Annotated in this window: 14 protein-coding genes; 11 read left to right on the forward strand and 3 right to left on the reverse strand. The window is 65.0% G+C overall.

Annotation, left to right across the window (positions count from 1 at the left end; translation table 11 throughout):
• The first annotated feature begins 47 nt into the window (after window positions 1-47).
• The 4 genes from AU193_RS02975 (at window position 48) to AU193_RS02990 (ending at window position 5,100) form a co-directional block, all read left to right on the forward strand.
• Window positions 48-1,247 (forward strand): amidohydrolase family protein, encoded by a 1,200-nt coding sequence (locus AU193_RS02975; protein ID WP_064420868.1) that lies wholly within the window; start codon window positions 48-50, stop codon window positions 1,245-1,247.
• Between the two features lie 9 nt (window positions 1,248-1,256).
• Complete coding sequence (locus AU193_RS02980) at window positions 1,257-2,978, forward strand: amidohydrolase family protein (protein ID WP_064420869.1); 1,722 nt, start codon at window positions 1,257-1,259, stop codon at window positions 2,976-2,978.
• On the forward strand, window positions 2,975-4,195 hold the full coding sequence (locus tag AU193_RS02985; protein ID WP_064420870.1) for a cytochrome P450: 1,221 nt from the start codon (window positions 2,975-2,977) through the stop codon (window positions 4,193-4,195). Before AU193_RS02980 ends, AU193_RS02985 begins: the two co-directional genes overlap by 4 nt.
• A gap of 80 nt (window positions 4,196-4,275) precedes the next feature.
• Complete coding sequence (locus AU193_RS02990; RefSeq protein WP_064420871.1) at window positions 4,276-5,100, forward strand: SDR family oxidoreductase; 825 nt, start codon at window positions 4,276-4,278, stop codon at window positions 5,098-5,100.
• Here the strand turns inward: AU193_RS02990 and AU193_RS02995 are convergent.
• Complete coding sequence (locus tag AU193_RS02995) at window positions 5,087-6,580, reverse strand: NAD(P)/FAD-dependent oxidoreductase (RefSeq protein WP_064420955.1); 1,494 nt, start codon at window positions 6,578-6,580, stop codon at window positions 5,087-5,089. The two genes, AU193_RS02990 and AU193_RS02995, sit on opposite strands and share 14 nt — an antisense overlap.
• 190 nt (window positions 6,581-6,770) lie before the next feature.
• Here AU193_RS02995 and AU193_RS03000 point away from each other — a divergent pair, with 190 nt between their 5' ends.
• The 3 genes from AU193_RS03000 to AU193_RS03010 are packed head-to-tail and all read left to right on the forward strand — an operon-like array spanning window position 6,771 to window position 11,271.
• A complete protein-coding gene (locus tag AU193_RS03000) occupies window positions 6,771-8,186 on the forward strand; it encodes a wax ester/triacylglycerol synthase family O-acyltransferase (RefSeq protein ID WP_064420956.1) in 1,416 nt (471 codons plus the stop codon).
• Window positions 8,187-8,210: 24 nt separating this feature from the next.
• Complete coding sequence (gene fadD6, locus AU193_RS03005; RefSeq protein WP_064420872.1) at window positions 8,211-9,974, forward strand: long-chain-acyl-CoA synthetase FadD6; 1,764 nt, start codon at window positions 8,211-8,213, stop codon at window positions 9,972-9,974.
• A 40-nt stretch (window positions 9,975-10,014) separates the two neighbouring features.
• A complete protein-coding gene (locus AU193_RS03010; protein ID WP_064420873.1) occupies window positions 10,015-11,271 on the forward strand; it encodes a S9 family peptidase in 1,257 nt (418 codons plus the stop codon).
• Between the two features lie 34 nt (window positions 11,272-11,305).
• On the opposite strand, the gene AU193_RS03015 is transcribed toward AU193_RS03010, so the two are convergent.
• Window positions 11,306-11,767, reverse strand: a complete 462-nt coding sequence (locus AU193_RS03015) for a DUF3592 domain-containing protein (protein ID WP_064420874.1) — start codon at window positions 11,765-11,767, stop codon at window positions 11,306-11,308.
• A gap of 244 nt (window positions 11,768-12,011) precedes the next feature.
• Between AU193_RS03015 and AU193_RS03020 the strand changes: the two genes are divergently transcribed.
• Together AU193_RS03020 and AU193_RS23305 are read left to right on the forward strand one after the other, a co-directional pair.
• A complete protein-coding gene (locus tag AU193_RS03020; RefSeq protein WP_064420957.1) occupies window positions 12,012-12,818 on the forward strand; it encodes a lysophospholipid acyltransferase family protein in 807 nt (268 codons plus the stop codon).
• Between the two features lie 258 nt (window positions 12,819-13,076).
• Window positions 13,077-13,694 carry a hypothetical protein gene (locus AU193_RS23305; RefSeq protein WP_172798202.1) on the forward strand — a complete coding sequence of 206 codons (618 nt, stop codon included), beginning with the start codon at window positions 13,077-13,079 and terminating at the stop codon, window positions 13,692-13,694.
• Window positions 13,695-13,832: 138 nt separating this feature from the next.
• Here the strand turns inward: AU193_RS23305 and AU193_RS03030 are convergent, their stop codons facing one another.
• The gene (locus AU193_RS03030) at window positions 13,833-15,404 is read right to left on the reverse strand and encodes an NAD(P)/FAD-dependent oxidoreductase (RefSeq protein WP_064420875.1); all 1,572 of its coding nucleotides are present in this window, start codon (window positions 15,402-15,404) and stop codon (window positions 13,833-13,835) included.
• 72 nt (window positions 15,405-15,476) lie between these two features.
• On the opposite strand from AU193_RS03030, the gene AU193_RS03035 reads away from it, so the two are divergent.
• Together AU193_RS03035 and AU193_RS03040 are read left to right on the forward strand one after the other, a co-directional pair.
• A complete protein-coding gene (locus AU193_RS03035; protein WP_064420876.1) occupies window positions 15,477-16,067 on the forward strand; it encodes a TetR/AcrR family transcriptional regulator in 591 nt (196 codons plus the stop codon).
• 211 nt (window positions 16,068-16,278) lie between these two features.
• Complete coding sequence (locus tag AU193_RS03040; RefSeq protein ID WP_064420877.1) at window positions 16,279-16,959, forward strand: hypothetical protein; 681 nt, start codon at window positions 16,279-16,281, stop codon at window positions 16,957-16,959.
• Window positions 16,960-17,005 lie beyond the last annotated feature (46 nt).

The following is a 17,005-nucleotide window of genomic DNA, read 5'->3' on the forward strand; positions in this document are numbered from 1 at the left end:
TACAAATAGCATTGACAGACCGGGAAAAGCGACGATAGTCGTCAGGTATGGCGCTGCTGCCAGACCCGACACCCCGGGAACGACAGCACATACTGATCTCGGTGGACGACCACGTCATCGAGCCACCTCACATGTTCGACGGCCGCCTCCCCGCTGGACTGGCCGACCGTGCGCCCAAGATCATCGAGTCCGAGGACGGAAGCCAGGTCTGGCATTACGAGGGCCGCACGTATCCGAACATCGGGCTGAACGCGGTCATCGGCCGTCCCAAAGAAGAATGGAGCATGGAGCCCGCACGCTTCGACGAGATGCGCCGTGGCTGCTGGGACATCGACGCGCGTATCGCGGACATGGACCTCGCGGGTATCTGGGCGTCGCTGAACTTCCCGTCGCTGATCGCCGGGTTCTCGGGGACGGTGTTCTGGAAGAGCGACGACCCTGAACTCGGGCTTGCGGTGCTGCGGGCGTGGAACGACTGGCACCTCGAGGAGTGGGCCGGTGCATACCCGGACCGGATCATCCCGCTTCAGCTTCCGTGGCTGGCCGACCCGCAGCTCGCGGCCGATGAGCTGCGTCGCAACGCCGAGCGCGGCTTCAAAGCGGTGAGCTTCCCCGAGCTGCCCGCCCAATGCGGGCTGCCAAGTCTGCACACCGGAGTGTGGGACCCGTTCCTTCGTGCATGCGAGGAGACCGGCACCGTCATCTGCCTGCACACGGGCTCCGCGCAGTGGGCACCTATCCCCGCGCCGGACACCCCGTTCGAAACCATCACAACGCTGTTCCCGGTGAATGCCCTTGTCGCAACCGCAGATTGGCTTTGGTCGGGCATCCCGGTCCGCTTCCCGAAGCTGAACATCACCCTCGACGAGGGCGGCCTTGGCTGGGTCGCGATGCTCGCCGACCGCGCCGATTTCGTCCTCGCCCACTCCGCGTCCGGCGCAGAGGGCGGGGCGTGGAAGGGTGACCTGCTGCCCAGCGAGGTGCTGCGGCGCAACTTCTGGTTCTGCTCGATCGACGACCCGTCGGCGTTCGGCGCGCTCAAGGCGATCAGCGCCGAGCGGATACTCATCGAAAGCGACTACCCCCACGCAGACTCGACGTGGCCCGACACCCAGAAAGTCGTCGCGCGCAACGTCGCGAAGCTGTCGGCCGACGATGCGGCCCGCATCACCCACCGCAACGCCGCGGAGCTGTTCGGCCATCCGCTGCCGGACAAGGGATGGCTGGCCCACGACGGCGCAGCATAGGAGTCCGCAATGCTCGACCTACTGATCCGGGACGCCTCGATCGTCGACGGCACCGGAGCGCCCGCCCGTCATGGTGACGTGGGTGTGCATGACGGGCGGATCGTCGCGGTCGGTGAGGTCGACGAGCCGGCAGGGAAAACGGTTGCGGCGGAGGGCCAGACACTCGCTCCCGGATTCGTCGACCTACACACGCACTACGATGCCCAGTTGTTCTGGGATCCGACCGCCAGCCCGTCGATCCAGCACGGTGTTACGACGGTATTCGGCGGCAACTGCGGCTTCACACTGGCTCCCGCGGGGCCTGAGCAACAGGACTACCTCACCCGCATGCTGGCCCGCGTCGAAGGCATGCCGCTCGAGGCCTTGCGTGCAGGCCTCGACTGGCAGTGGTCGTCGTTCGGCGACTGGCTCGCGCGGTTGGAGGGCAGGACCGCTGTCAACGCCGGCTTCCTGGTAGGCCACAGTGCGATTCGGTTGGCGGCGATGGGTGACGACGCGGTGGGCGGCGTCGCCTCGGCGGCGCAGATCGGGAAGATGGCCGCGTTACTCGGTGCAGCGCTGGCCCAGGGTGCGTTGGGGTTGTCGACGTCGCAGTCCGCCACGCACAACGACGGCGACGGACAGCCGGTGCCCTCACGCAGTGCCTCGCGGGAGGAGCTGCTCGCACTCGCGGCAGCGGTCAGGGCCCAACCGGGCACCCAGCTGGAAGCGATCATTCCCGGATGTCTGTCCGGCTTCACCGATGACGACATCGACCTCTTCACCGGCATGTCCAAGGCCGCGGGCCGTCCGCTGAACTGGAACGTGTTGGGAGTGTCGGCGGCCAACCCTGATGGGCACCAAAAGCAGTTGCGAGCCTCGGAAATCGCCGCGCAACGCGGTGGCCGCATTGTCGCGCTCACCCTGCCGCACGCGACGAAGATCCGACTGTCGTTCCTGTCCGGATTCGTGCTCGACGGGCTGCCCGGCTGGAGCGAGACCATGCACCTACCGACACCTGAGCGGATGCGAGCGCTCACCGATCCGGAAGTCCGACGCCGCCTCAACGACGGAGCCCATTCCGAGGAGGCGGGAATCCTTCGTGGCCTGGCCGACTGGGGACGGCTGATCATCGTCGAGACGTTCGCCCCCGAAAACGTTGATGTGACGGGCCGCACCGTCGGTGAGGTAGCCACCGCCCGCGGCAAGGAGCCGTTCGACGCACTGCTCGACGTCGTGATCGCCGACGAACTGCGGACGGGACTCTCGCCGCGGCCGTTCGGCGACGATGAGGCGGACTGGAAGATGCGGGCCGAGGTGTGGCGCCACCGGGACGCGGTGATCGGCGGGTCGGACGCCGGCGCACACCTCGACATGATGTGCGGCGCCATCTACACCACATCGCTGCTGGGCCACGGCGTCCGAGAGCACCAGGTGGTGACGTTGGAGGAGGCGGTCCGACTGATCACCGACGTGCCGGCGCGGCTGTATGGGCTGAAGCGACGCGGTCGGATCACGCCGGGCTGGCACGCCGACCTGGTGATGTTCGACCCGGCGACCGTCGACCACGGGCCGGAACGGACGACCTACGACTTACCCAGTGGCGCACCACGTCTGGTCGCCGAAGCGAAAGGAATCACGTCCGTATGGGTGGGCGGCGTGGAGGTCTGCCGCAACGGTGTCCCGACCGGCGCGATGCCGGGGACTGTGTTGCGGTCGGGGCGTGACACGACCACGGTCACGCCGTCATGACAGACCGGGTGCCGTTGGCCGAATTCGACCCGGCCAAGCTGCAGGACGGCCTGTTGATGGCTGTCGAGAATGTGCACGAGAAATTGCGCGAGGCACGGGAGAAGCATCCGGTGATGGTCGGCAGCCCGATCTTCGAGACGCCGTCGCAGAACATCGATGTCGCGGGGGTGACGGTCCTGGGTTACGACGAGTGCCAGGCGGTGCTCACCGATTCCCAGCGGTTCTCCTCGTCGATCTATGAGCACATCATGGGGCCGGTGATGGGACGCACGCTGCTCGAACAGGAGGGAGACGAGCATCGGACGAACCGGGCACTGATCTCGCCGCTGTTTCGGGCGAAGCTGTTGGAGCGGTGGCGCGCGGAACTCGTCGAGGTTGTCGTGCACGAGCTGATCGACCGGTTCGCTGCGCGCGGGCGAGCAGATCTGGTGCGCGAGTTCACCTTCGCCTTCCCGGTACAGGTGATCGCGCGCCTGATGGGACTCCCGCGGCAGGACTATGTCCGATTTCAGCAGTTGTCGATCGAGCTGCTGAGCGTCGTGTACGACTGGGACATCGGAATGGCGGCGTCGGCGACATTGAAGGACTACTTCAGCGAGATTCTCGCCGAGCGACGGAAAGCTCCGCAGGACGACTTGATCAGCACGCTCGCGGTATCGGAGATCGACGGGCAGCGGCTGACCGACAACGAGATCTTCGCGTTCTTGCTGTTGATCCTCCCGGCGGGCGTTGAGACGACCTACCGGGCGTCGGGCAACCTGCTGGTCGCGATGCTGACCGAGCCGTCATTGCTGGAGGCGGTGCGCGGCGATCGAGGGATGTTGCGAGGCGCGATCGAAGAGGCGCTGCGGTGGGAGCCGCCCATCAGCACCGTGGTTCGGGTGGCCAGATGCGACTGTGAGCTTGGGGGGATCGCCATCCCCAGGGGCACGAACGTCAGTGTCAGCGTCGCGGCGGCCAATCGGGATCCGGCGCACTACCCGAACCCGGACCTCTTCGATCCAACGCGAAAGAACTTCGCGCATTTGACGTTCGGCGCCGGCCCGCATGTGTGCCTGGGCATGCCGCTGGCTCGGATGGAGACAACGGTGGCGATCAATGCCCTGCTCGACCGGCTACCGGATCTGCGTCTTGACGCGACCGCACCCGAACCAGTGATCAAGGGCGTGGCGTTCCGATCCCCGTCGTCGTTGCCTGTCGAATTCACACCGGCGTAGTTGCGCCCATGTGTATCTTTCGATCGGAAGCGAGTTGCGTTTCCGGCGAAGTCAGCCGTCGTCGTTAAGGAGCCTCCCCGATGGCGAAAAGAACCGACCTGACCGGCAAGATCGCGGTGATCACCGGCGCGGGATCCGGCATCGGGCGGGCCACCGCGCAGTTGCTCGCACGGCATGGCGCAAAGGTTCACGTCGCGGACATCAACACTGATGCGGCCACCGCTGTCGCAGCTGAAATCGGCGGCGGCGCACGGGGTCACACTGTTGACGTCACTCGACCAGATGATCTGGAGGCGCTCGCTGAGACTGTCTTCGGAAGCGACGGCCGTGTCGACATTCTCCACAACAACGCCGGTATCGGCCACGCCGGCGACATCGAGGCGACGACCGTGGAGGACTGGCAGCGGGTCATCGGGGTCAACCTGCTCGGCGTCGCGTACGGCATGCAGGTGTTCATCCCGCGACTGCTCCGGCAGGGCACAGCGGCCACGATCGTCAACACCGCCTCTGAAGCGGGTCTGATCCCCATTGCACGGATGGCGCCTTATTGCGCCTCGAAATACGGTGTGGTGGGGCTGAGCCAGTCGCTCGACGCCGAGCTGCGATCGCGCGGCATTCGCGTAGTCACGCTATGTCCCGGCATCGTCGACACCGCGATCATGCGTGAAGGGACCATGCGCGGACAGCTGGCCAGCGACCAGGAGAAGATCGTCGCCTTCTACGCCAAGTACGCCGCATCGCCGCAGACGGTTGCCGCGTCGGTGCTCGACGCGATCGCGCGGCCGCGGCTCATCGTCGCATCGCCGAGATTGCACGTCCTGGGACCCTATCTGCTGCACCGGCTGTCCCCACGGCTCACGCAGCCGCTGTCCCGCAGCATCACCAAGTTCATCAGCCGCGGCTGACCGCCTGCGGCTCGTCGGAATTTGCGGTGCGGCCGAACACCATTGACTCATCGATCCGGTCGAGAGGCCGTCTGAGCGCATCACTCACGAAGTTGTGGCTGACCTTCCACGGCCTGTCGGTGCCGGATTTCGGGTGCACATGTCGACCCCGCAGCACATACCCTGATTGCAAGTGGAACGTCGGTTGCTCGCTTATCTCCGTCTCGCCGAGGCGAGGATACGCGTGGGTGTAGCCGCGAGCGTGCATGTATTCCAACAGTTTTGCGACGGCCCGCGCGGTCAGGTCGGCGCCCAGTGTCCATGACGCATTGATGTAGCCGAAGCTCCAGGCCATGTTCGGGACGCCGTCGAGCATGTGTCGCCGGTACAGGAAGTGGTCATGGGGATCGATCTTCTCGCCGTCGATGCTGACGGTGATGCCGCCGAACGCCTGCAATTGCAGCCCGGTGGCCGTGATCACCACATCGGCGTCGATGTGCCGGCCGGACTTGAGCATAATTCCGGTGGCGTCCAGGTGATCGATGTGATCGGTCACCACCTCGACGCCGCCGTCACTGATCGCCTTGTAAAGGTCCGCCTCCACGATGAAGCACAGGCGTTGATCCCACGGGTCGTACGGTGGCGCGAAGTGAGTGTCGATCGGATAGCCCTCGGGTAGGTTGCGCTCCGCGATGCGACGCAGCGCCCGTTTACTGAACTTCGGCGCCTTCCGTGCGATGATCCATATGAGCTGGGCGACGAACGCGTTGCGCCACCGCACAATCCAGTGAGCAAGCCGCAGCGGCAACGCTCTGCGAAGTGCGTTGGCCGTCGGCTCCTCCTTGACCGCCGAGATCATGTAGGACGGCGTGCGTTGCAGCATCGTCACGTGTGCCGCTTCTTGAGCCAACGAGGGGATCAGACTGACCGCCGTGGCGCCGCTGCCGATGACCACTATCCGCTTTCCGGTGTAGTCGAAGGATTCCGGCCAGTGCTGTGGGTGGACGACCTCCCCGGTGAAGTCCTCGATCCCGGGCAGCGGCGGCTGGTAGGGGTTGTCGTAGTCGTAGTAGCCGGTCCCGAGGAACAGGAATCGGCATCGGTAGGTCTTCTCCGCCCCGTCTTGTCGCGTGTTTACGGTCCAGGTGTCGGTGTCGGAGTTCCAGTCGACGGAGTGCACGTAGGTGTTGAGCCGGATGTGCTCGTCGATGTGATGCTTGCGCGCCGTGTCGGCCAGGTACTGCCAGATATGCTCGCCGTCGGCGATCATCTCCGGCCTGGTCCACGGCTCCCATGGAAAACAGAGTGTGTAGATATCGCTGTCGGAACGCACGCCCGGATATCGGAACAGGTCCCACGTTCCGCCGATTTGCGCACGCCGTTCCAGGATTACGTAGCTCAGCTGCGGATTGCGCTCGTGTATGCGGTAAGCGGCGCCGATGCCCGAAATCCCGGCACCGACGATCAATACATCTACGTGCTCGGCAACCTCCGCCGCCATCTCACCACAATAGGTGCGCTCCGCGCCCACGACCAGGGTGCCATTGCCTGACGGCTCGTGATCGGTTCCGGGGACTGACGATCTCACTCCCATCTTTACTAATTTAGCTATATTGATATCGCCGTGAACTCGAGCAGAAATGTAGACGTGCCCAGCTACCTCGGTGGCGCGTCGCTGGACGGTGGTGACCATGAAGCGGCTGTCGAGTGTTGATGCCGCCTTCTGGTACGCGGAGACACCCAGCTGGCACATGCACATCGGTGGCCTCGTCATCTGTGATCCGACCGATGCTCCGGATTTCTGCTTCGACGCGGTTCGTCAACTGTTGGCCGATCGGCTGCCCGAAGTGCCGCAGCTGCGTTACCGAGTCGCCGGGGCGCCGCTCGGGCTCGACCGTCCGTGGTTTGTGGAGGACGGCGAGCTGGATTTGGATTTTCACATTCGCCGGATCGCGGTGCCGCCACCAGGCGGGCGCAAGGAGCTCGATGACCTCATCGGGCGGTTGATGTCGTACAAGCTGGATCGCGCGCGTCCCCTGTGGGAGCTGTGGTTCATCGAGGGCGTCGAGAACGACCGCGTTGCCGTGCTGACCAAGATGCACCACGCGCTCATCGATGGCGTTTCAGGTGCCGGGCTCAGTGAGATCCTGCTCGACGCGACGCCCGAACCGCGGCCGCCGGCGCCGGAGCCGAAGGAGTCTCTGGTGGGCGTCGGCCTGCCGCGTTTCGAGCTACGTGCCATCGGCGGCATGTTCAACGTCGCAGTGATGACACCCTTTCGGATGATGCGGATGGTCGAGCAGACAGTGCGTCAGCAATTGGCGGTGCTGGGATTGGCCAACAAGCCGCCCCGCTATTTCGACGCCCCGATCACACGATTCAACGCCCCGCTTTCGCCGCACCGGCGCATCAGCGGTAGCCGGGTTCCGCTGGACCGGGTCAAGGCGGTCAAGGACGCGTTCGGGGTGACGGTCAACGATGTCGTGTTGGCGATGGTCTGCGGGGCGTTGCGCAGCTACCTGCAGGAGCGCGGAGAGCTTCCCGACCGGCCGCTACTGGCGCAGATACCGGTGTCCACCCGTGGCGATGACGCCGAGGTGGGTAATCAGATCACTTCGACGACGGTCAGCCTTCCCACAGACGTCTCGGATCCGACTCGAAGGATTGAAGCCATTCACGCCGGCGCGGAGGGCGCCAAAGCAGTCGCCAAGGCGCTCACCGCTAACCAGGTCGTGGGTTTGACCGAGACTGCGCCGCCGGGCGTGCTCGGCCTCGCCGCCCGCGCATACACTGCCGCCCGGCTCGGCGAAAACGTCGCCCCCATCAACCTCGTCGTCTCCAACGTGCCCGGCCCCGACTTCCCGATCTACATGGCCGGCGCGGTGCTGGAGACACTCATTCCGATCGGTCCGCTGGTGATGGATGTCGGTCTGAATGTCACCTGTTTCAGCTACCGGGGTTCGGTCGACTTCGGCTTCGTCACCACCCCTGAAATCGCCAAGGACATCGACGAATTGGCCGATGGCATCGAGCCCGCACTACGCGAACTCGAACAGGCCGCAGACCTGAACTCGCGTACTCAATCTCGCCGGCGCGGGCGCCAGTGACCGCCACGACCGGGGTAAGCGCTGATGGCCGGTGACACCGTCGGGCTGACCGACATCATCACGCGGATACCGGCCTTGGTCATGGACGCGCCCGTCGTCGTGCGGGGCACGCTGACAGCATTCCTTGCCCGTGGATCGGCCAAGCGGTCGATCGGCCGGGTCTTTCAAGACCGTGCGGAGCGCTACGGCGACCACATCTTCATCCGTTTCGAGGACGAGGCGCTGACCTACCGCGACGCCAACCAGACCGTCAACCGCTACGCGGTCACACTGGCCGAACGCGGCATCGGTCGCGGCGACGTGGTGGGCATCATGATGCGCAATTCGCCAGGAACCGTTCTCTTGATGCTGGCGGTCGTCAAACTCGGCGCGATCGCCGGCATGCTCAACCACAAGCAGAGCGGCAATGTGCTCGCGCACAGTGTCGGACTCCTGCATGCCGAGGTCCTCATCGGCGAGGACGACCTGCTGGCGGCGGTCGACGAGTCGGGCGCAGATGTCGCCGACCCGGTGACCTTCGACGAGTTCGGTCGGCTTTCTGCCGACGCACCCACGGATAACCCGGCGGTGACATCGTCGGTGCTGGCCAAGGACAGCGCGTTCTACATCTTCACTTCCGGAACCACCGGCGCGCCGAAGGCCAGCGTCATGACGCACTACCGGTGGCTGCGGGCGATGGGTGGCTCTGGCGCCCTCGGCATGCGATTGAAGAGCAGCGACACGGTGTATTGCTGTCTGCCGCTGTACCACAACACGGCCCTGACCGTCGCGGTGTCGGGCGTGATCAGCGCGGGCGCCACACTCGCTCTCGGTCGGTCGTTCTCGGCCTCCCGGTTCTGGGATGACGTGATTCGCTACGACGCCACCGCGTTCGTCTACATCGGCGAGGTCTGCCGTTACCTGCTCAATCAGCCCGAGAAGGACACCGACCGCACAAACAAGGTACGGGTCATCGGCGGCAACGGACTGCGGCCCGACATCTGGGAGGAGTTCACCGCTCGCTTCGATATCCCAAGGGTTTTCGAGTTTTACGGAGCAAGCGAAGGCAATACCGGATTCGTCAACATCTTCCACATACCCAAGACCGCCGGCCTCTGCCCGACTGCGGTGGCGTTCGTCGAGTACGACCCTGAGTCCGGTGAGCCGGTTCGTGACGAGGACGGCCGTGTCCGCAAAGTGCGCCGCGGTCAACCGGGTCTTCTGTTGAGCAAGATCACCAAGGCTCAGCCGTTCGACGGCTACACCGATCCCGAAGCCAGTGAAAAAAAGCTGGTGCGCAACGCTTTTCGTGACGGTGATGTGTGGCTCAACAGCGGCGACCTGCTGCGTCCGCAGGGTTGGCGCCATGCCGTGTTCGTCGACCGGCTAGGTGACACCTTCCGGTGGAAGGGTGAAAACGTGGCGACGACGGACGTCGAGGCCGCCGTGGCCACCGATCCGGCTGTCGAAGCCGTCACGGTTTTCGGGGTGAAGGTGCCGGGCGCCGACGGGCGCGCGGGGATGGCGGCCGTGGTGCTGAAGAGCGATCGAGAATTCGACGGCGCATCGCTGGCGAAGACCGTGTACGACCATCTGCCCGATTATGCGGTGCCGCTGTTCATACGGGTCGTCGAGTCGCTGGAGCACACCGCCACGGTCAAGGCCAAGAAGGTCGATCTGCGCGAGCAGGGCTATGGATCCGATGTCGACGACCCCGTGTACGTGCTCATGGGTCGCGACGAGGGCTACGTCCCGTTCTACGACGAGTACCCCGACGAAGTCGCTGCCGGTGAGCGGCCTGCGGGCTGACACCGTGGCTGGATCGGCGTGACGGCGAAGTGGAGGACAGATGCGGGACAGCGAGCACACGGGTGCCGTTGCACCGGACGACGGCACGCGTAGAAGCCGAGGCCTCCCCAACCCGTTGGGGTTTCGAGCTCTACCGCTGACCCAGGTGTTGAGGCCCTTCACCCGGACGGGCGGTTTCTACGCTCGGTCGTGGGCGACCTACCTCGATCGGCAGCCCGACGAGCTTCCCGGAACTCGGCCGACCCTCGGGCTGGCGGCGCAGGCCCTGAGCGACGAGATCGTGTTGCTGGGATTTCACCTGCTGCGCCGGGCGCCCGACGCAACACGGCTGGACCGGATACATCGCGAGGTGCTCGCAGCGCTCGAGTTCTATGGCGACAACGGTTGGCTGCAAGAGCCGGAGAGATTCTTCGCGGCGCCGCCGCCTCTGACCGAAGTCTCCATCAGGAACGTCAACAGCATGGGCCACACTTACGAGCGCATCTTCTTCGACAGCGGATACCAGCCATCTGTCGGTGAACCAGGCCGGGACCGCTGGCTGAGCTACACCTCCAACGCCCGCGAGTACGCCCTGATGTTGCGACACTCCGAGCCGCGACCCTGGCTGATATGTGTGCATGGCGCCGAAATGGGCCGGGCGGCACTGGATTTGAGGCTGTTTCGGGCCTGGCATCTGCATCAGCGTCTCGGCTTGAATGTCGTGCTACCGGTGCTGCCGATGCACGGCCCTCGTGCTCGGGGGCTGCCCGGAGGTGCCGCGTTTCCCAGTGAGGATGTTCTCGACAACGTTCATGGCGTCGCTCAGGCGGTGTGGGACATCCGGCGGCTGTTGTCCTGGATCAGATCGCAGGACGGAAACTCACCGGTCGGGCTGAACGGCATCTCGCTCGGCGGCTACCTCACCTCAATGGTCGCCAGCCTGGAGGACGACCTCAGCTGTGCGATCGTCAGCATTCCGCTCGCCGATCTGGTGGAGCTGGTCGCTCGCCACGCCGGTGTCAGCGACTACCTCGACCTACGTCAGATGTTGACGTCGGCCAAGCCCATCAGCCGCATGATCTCCCCGCTGGGACTCACGCCTCGCGTGCCGGTGCAGGGCCGTTTCCTATGCGTCGGCATCGCCGACAGGTTGGTGCATCCGCGGGACGAGGCCGCCCGGCTCTGGGAGCACTGGGACAAACCCGAGATCTGCTGGTTTCCGGGAAGCCACACCGGATTCTTCCGCTCACGAGCGGTACAGCGATTCATCGACGGTGCGCTGGTGAAGTCCGGGCTCGTCGATTGGGGGGATTCGTAGCCGGTGGCGGTGTCCGCCCCATGCGTCGCACACGTCAGACCAAGAAGGCGACGGCTGCGGCGATCAGCAGGACGACGCCGAGCGTCGTCATCACCAATGACGAAGGGGCGCTGCGACGCAACACCGAGTTCATCGGGTTCTTCGGGTCGACCCAGATGTCGACGGGCTGGCCGGGCCTGTACCGCGCGGCTTGCGCGGAGGCGATGCCGCTGAGGCCCATGCCGAAGCCGAGGGGTGTGCCGAATGCGCCGCGCTGCCCGACGAAGGTCTGGCCGTCGACCTGGTATTGGTAGGCGACGACGGATCGCTTGACGTTAGCCCCAGCATGCCCGCCACCGGCTTGGGTCTGATAACCGGCGACGCCGGAGCCGAGCATCACGCCCGGGGCGCGTTGCCAGCTCAGTGAACCGAGCAGTTGCACCACTCCGGGCAGCCCGCGAAACAGCAGGAACGCGCCGATGATCAGCAGGCCGATCTCGGTGACGTAGTTGGCCACGGCCGGAGCCTAACGTGCTGATCAGCGCGGGGCGCCCGAATCAGCGGGTCGCGAACGTTCGATCAGGTTTCGACGAGGCCGGGCTGCCGCAGGCCACCAGAAGTGACCAACGTCCACACGAACAGAGTCCTATGGCTGGTGAATCGGGTGGTTACCAGGGCTTATGTTCGACGCACATCGCGAATAGAGGCCTCCGGCTTCGGGCGCCTCACCTTATCGGCGCTACACAATGAAGTGGGAAACCATGAGCGGCAACGATTTCGACAACACCGAGCTGGCCAAGTGGGATCCGGAGTTCATCGAACAAGTACGAAAAGTGTGCGACCCCATCGCCAAGCTGTGGTTCCGTGCGGAGGTCCGGGGGTTGGAGTTCTTGCCTCCCGCCGGCGGGGCGCTCCTGGTGAGCAATCATTCGGGCGGCGCCATGACGCCGGATCTGCTCGTGCTGGCTCCCGCGTTCTACGAGAAGTTCGGCTACGACCGGCCGCTCTACACCCTCGGTCACGACGGGCTGTTCAAGTTGCCGCTGGCCGCAACTCTGCGCAAGATCGGGGTCATCCACGCCAGCCCGGAGAATGCGGTCAAGGCATTGCTCTCGAGCGGAATCGTGTTGGTGTTTCCCGGCGGCGATTACGACGCCTATCGGTCCACCTTCGCCCAGAACACGATCAACTTCCACGGCCGAAAGGGCTATGTGCGTGCGGCGATCGAAGCCGGCGTGCCGATCGTGCCCTCGGTTTCCATCGGGGGACAGGAGACGCAGCTGTTCCTCATGCGAGGCGATCGACTGGCCAAACGCTTGGGCCTGCACCGCTTCCGGATGGAGATCTTGCCGTTGGGTCTGGGTTTGCCCTTCGGACTCACGTCGACCATCCCGGCCAATTTCCCGCTGCCGTCGAAGATCGTCACCGAGGTGCTTAAGCCGATCGACATTCCCGCGCAGTTCGGTGCCGACCCCGACGTCGACGAGGTGGATGCCCACGTGCGTGCGGTGATGCAGGAAGCGCTCGACCGGCTGGCGCGGCAGCGGCGGTTCCCGGTTCTGGGTTAGGCGCGACCAAGGTGAACCCGTTGCACCGGTCGCAGAGCAGCCGTTGCGCAGATACGGGGCGTGCGTCACATCCTTCGGTCCTCGATGACGTTGGCCACGTGGAATACACGGGAGCAATTTGCTGCCAGCGGATCGAACGGCCCGGCACACCCCGGCTGAGTTGGTAATTTGCTGCCTGAAGCATCGACGGTTGTAGTTGCTCATTAGCCCGCGACCGATTGGTCAACGCGTTGGTGTGGCAGATATGTTGCGCCCGCAATGGGAAGACACGCATTAGCCGAGACCAGGCGTTGGCCGCACTTCACGCTGGTTGCAGGCGTGATTTCGGCGGCCACGTTATGCGTTGTCGGCGCGGACAGTTATCCGGACGTCGGCGACGCAGGTGCGTGCTGCGAAGCCGCGGCCGCACCTCCACCGCCGCAGGTAGCGGTAAACCTGACCGCCGCTGAGCCGCCCGCCCCGAGCGTTCCGCCCGTGCTGCCGCACGGCCGGGCACCGGAAAACGGGCTCCAGGTCGACACCATCTTGGCCGCGCGCGCCGTCAGTGCGGAGTTTCCCGAGATCCTCGATATCGGCGGCGTCCGCTCCGATCCCTTGAAATGGCATCCGCACGGGTTGGCGATCGACGTGATGATCCCGAACGCCCGCTCGGCGGCCGGGGTGGAGCTCGGAGACAAGGTCCTCGCCTACATATTGGCGAATGCGCAACGCTTCCGCCTCGAGCACGCCATCTGGCGGCAGACCATCTATCGTCCCGACGGCTCGAAGAGAGCCATGTCGGACCGCGGCTCGGACACCGCCAACCATTACGACCACGTGCACGTCGCTACGGCAGGCGGCGGGTATCCCCACGAGGGCCAGGTCTACCTGCGTTGATCAGCGCTGGTTGACCGCGTTAGGCGGCGGCACTCCCTACGCCGCTGTGGAGCCACCGAGAGTTGCCTAGCGACGGGGGTCTGATGGGGCCGTTTCGGGGGACTGTTCGTCGTGACAACCTACGAGCGACAATGTCGCTCAGCGCGAATAGCCGAGGTCGTCGAGCACTTGATACCCGGCGTTGTATCCGGGAATGAAGGTGATGCCGGGGCCGCCGTGGCAGCCGGCGCCGCCAAGGTAGAGGCCGTCGATGCCGATCGGCAGGTCGCGGAAGCCTTTGGGGCCGGGCCGGTTCGGGCCCATGAGGTCGGGGTGCAGCAGGCCGTGGCAGAAGTCGCCGGCGGGTGCGCCGAACATGGTGTTCATGTGGTACGGCGCGAAGGTGATGTGCCGGATCTGGGTGTCTTTGAAGTTGGGTGCGTAGCGGGTGATCTTGTCGATGACGCGTTGGGCCATCTCGTTCTTGAGGTGGCCGTGTTGGTCGCGGGGAGTCTCGACGGGGAACGCGTAGGCGTAGGCGCTGGCGGCGTGCTTGCCGGGCGGGGCCATATTCGGGTCGTGCACGGACGGGATCTGGATGCCGAGCGACGGGTTGTCGGGAACGATGCCGCGGCAGGCGTTCTCCCATTGGCGCTGCTGCTCTTCGGGCGAGCCGAAGATGCCGACGGACGGTTGCATGCCGGGCTCGTTGAGCAGGTCGTACGGCGGGGCGAACTCGGGCAGTCCATCGAGGGCGAAGTGCATTTGGACGAAGGAGGCGCGGTGGTCGCGTCCCTGAAGTCGTTCGAGCAGCTGCGCCGAGAGATGTTCTGGGACAACCAGTTCGGTGAGGGTGGTGTCGGGGGCGAGGTTGGAGACGACGACGGGGGCGGTGATGGTGTGGCCGTCCTTGCAGCGGACGCCGGTGACCTTGCCGTTGTCGACGAGGATCTGCTCGACCTTGGTGCGGTAGCGGATCTCGCCGCCGCGGCTTTCGAACATCTCGCGCAGGTGCTCGGTGAGGGCGCCGATGCCGCCTTCGAGTTTGGTCATCATGGCGGTGCCTTCGTCGGGGACGGCGAGGGCGAAGGCCAGACAGGTGGCGCTGCCGGGGGTATAGGGCCCGCGGTAGGTGGAGTTGATGGCGAGGAAGGCGAGCATGCCGCGCATGACGGCGTGGCGCTTGCAGTCGGGCAGATAGCGATCGATGACGTCCATCGCGGAGCCGAATAGGGTTTCGTGGATGGCGCGTCGCTCGGATTCGTTTGTGGCGCAGGCGTACATCTCGTCGAGGGTCTTGGGCGGCTTGCGGACGTCGAAGCGTCCGAGCGCGCGTGCGGGACCTTGGCTCCAGGCGATGAGTTCGGCCATGCCGGTGACGGCGTCGGTTCCGTGCTTGTCGGCGAGATGGGTCATCAGGTGCATGGGGTCGCGGTAGAAGACCATGGCTTCTTCGCCGGCCTCGCCGATGTTGACCGACATGACGTCGGAGTCGACGGTGGGCAGGGTGTCGAGGCCGAGGTCCTTGGTGATTTCGGTCGGGGTGGGGAACTGGACGGAGCCGGCGATCTCGTAGCGGAAGCCGTCGATGAGTTCGACGGTGGCGGCCATGCCGCCGGCGTAGGTGTTGGCCTCGAGGCACAGGGTGCGAAGGCCGGCGCGTTGGAGGAGGGCGGCGGCGGTCAGTCCGTTGTGGCCGGCGCCGACGACGATCGCGTCGTAATCTGTCATGCGGGCAGGCTATGTCAGTACTGACATATTTGTGGCGGTACTGACAAAGTTGTGCGTTACGATCGGCGGACTATGGCGACGCCCGTGAACCTGCATCAGCAGCGCAGTCAGGCGACCAGAGAGGCGCTGCGGCGGGTGGCCTTGGCGCGGTTCGCGAAGGACGGGTTCGCGAACGTGACGGTGTCGCAGCTGGCCGAAGAGGCCGGCGTCACCGAGCGGACGTTCTTCCGGCACTTCCCGACGAAGGAAGCGGTGCTGTTCGCGGACTATGAAACGCACTTGGAGTGGCTGGCCGAGGCGCTGGCGCGGCGGCCGGCGTCGGAGTCGCTGTTCGATGCGGTGATGGCGAGTGTGGGGAGCTTCCCGCATGATCTGGAGGTGGTGCGGCAGGCGGCGCTGCTGCGGGCGAGCCTGATCGGTGAGCGGGCGGCCGGTCACCTGCGGGTGGTGCAGGCGTCGTTCGCGGCGGTGATCACCGACTTCGTGCGGACGCGCTATGCCGGCGTTTCAGCGATTGATCTGAAGGCCGACGTGGCGGGCGCGGTGCTGGCGGCGACACTGGTTGTGGCCGTGGAGAATTGGGGGCGTGAAGGATGCATTGGGGACCTGGGGCAGATCGTGGCGGAAAGCGTGGGGTTGGTGCGCTCGGGTCTTAAGCTGTAGCGGCGGCGGATCTCATCGACGAATGTTTCTCCGATTTCTGGTATCGGTCTCAGCGAATCTCCTTGTGCTGAACGGATTGCCCTTCGTCTTGGTTTCGGAGCTGGTGTGAATCCAACGCATGAGGGCTTGATGTGGCATCGCGTTCCAGACATGCTGAGTTCCCGAAGCCCGCGCGAATAACGCCCGTGAAAATACACGACATGATGGAGCCATGGACGGAAAAGGGGTGCATCGGAGAATTAGAGCTGACGGGGTGATAGCAGCCGTCGTCGTACTACTGCTGATGTCCGGAATGGCAACGGGAACTGCCCGGGCCGCGGTCGCGGCGCCCGTAGGGGATGCGATCGCTTTCGGCGACCCGCACGCACTCGGGCAGGTCGATCTTTACTTGGATCCCTTGTGCCCGTTCAGCGGGAGAATGATCCGCACCCAAGGCGATAAGATAGGGCAACGGATCGAGGACGGGGCGCTCCGCATCAATCTTCGATTCGTCGACTTCCTCGACAAGTACTCGGCCAGCAAGACATACGACAATCGCGCGATCTATGCGACCTACGTAGTGGCAGGCGAGTCGCAATCGAGCGAGACCGCGTGGCGCTTCGTTCAGCAGATCTTCTCCGCCGAACACCAGCCGGAAGAGCAAGGGGCCACAGATCTCGACAACAATCAGCTCGCCGAGCTGGCCAACCGCGTCGGAGCCCCCGCGCCGACTCAAGACCTCATTAGGCTCGGCCTGCCGATCGGTTATGACGCCCGCGCTATCGCAGCCAATAACTTGGTGCTTCTGAAGCAATTTCCTGAGCCGGGTGTCCCGCTCGTTTTGATCAACGGGGTGCCCGCCGGTGGAGAGTCGGACTGGCTCGATCAACTGCCGGGGTCAGAGCCTCGCTAGCCACTGTGGCTTAAAGGCCCGGCCAATTGCGCCGAGGGCTACGAAG

This window comes from Mycobacterium sp. GA-1285 (assembly GCF_001499905.1).
Taxonomy (GTDB): domain Bacteria; phylum Actinomycetota; class Actinomycetes; order Mycobacteriales; family Mycobacteriaceae; genus Mycobacterium.

What these genes read in the sequence shown, in the direction of transcription:
- AU193_RS02975 (WP_064420868.1), top strand. Translation starts at nt 48, where the DNA reads ATGGCGCTGCTGCCAGACCCGACACCCCGGGAACGACAGCACATACTG.
- AU193_RS02980 (WP_064420869.1), top strand. Translation starts at nt 1,257, where the DNA reads ATGCTCGACCTACTGATCCGGGACGCCTCGATCGTCGACGGCACCGGA.
- AU193_RS02985 (WP_064420870.1), top strand. Translation starts at nt 2,975, where the DNA reads ATGACAGACCGGGTGCCGTTGGCCGAATTCGACCCGGCCAAGCTGCAG.
- AU193_RS02990 (WP_064420871.1), top strand. Translation starts at nt 4,276, where the DNA reads ATGGCGAAAAGAACCGACCTGACCGGCAAGATCGCGGTGATCACCGGC.
- AU193_RS02995 (WP_064420955.1), bottom strand. Translation starts at nt 6,580, where the DNA reads ATGGCGGCGGAGGTTGCCGAGCACGTAGATGTATTGATCGTCGGTGCC.
- AU193_RS03000 (WP_064420956.1), top strand. Translation starts at nt 6,771, where the DNA reads ATGAAGCGGCTGTCGAGTGTTGATGCCGCCTTCTGGTACGCGGAGACA.
- fadD6 (WP_064420872.1), top strand. Translation starts at nt 8,211, where the DNA reads ATGGCCGGTGACACCGTCGGGCTGACCGACATCATCACGCGGATACCG.
- AU193_RS03010 (WP_064420873.1), top strand. Translation starts at nt 10,015, where the DNA reads ATGCGGGACAGCGAGCACACGGGTGCCGTTGCACCGGACGACGGCACG.
- AU193_RS03020 (WP_064420957.1), top strand. Translation starts at nt 12,012, where the DNA reads ATGAGCGGCAACGATTTCGACAACACCGAGCTGGCCAAGTGGGATCCG.
- AU193_RS23305 (WP_172798202.1), top strand. Translation starts at nt 13,077, where the DNA reads ATGGGAAGACACGCATTAGCCGAGACCAGGCGTTGGCCGCACTTCACG.
- AU193_RS03030 (WP_064420875.1), bottom strand. Translation starts at nt 15,404, where the DNA reads ATGACAGATTACGACGCGATCGTCGTCGGCGCCGGCCACAACGGACTG.
- AU193_RS03035 (WP_064420876.1), top strand. Translation starts at nt 15,477, where the DNA reads ATGGCGACGCCCGTGAACCTGCATCAGCAGCGCAGTCAGGCGACCAGA.
- AU193_RS03040 (WP_064420877.1), top strand. Translation starts at nt 16,279, where the DNA reads ATGGACGGAAAAGGGGTGCATCGGAGAATTAGAGCTGACGGGGTGATA.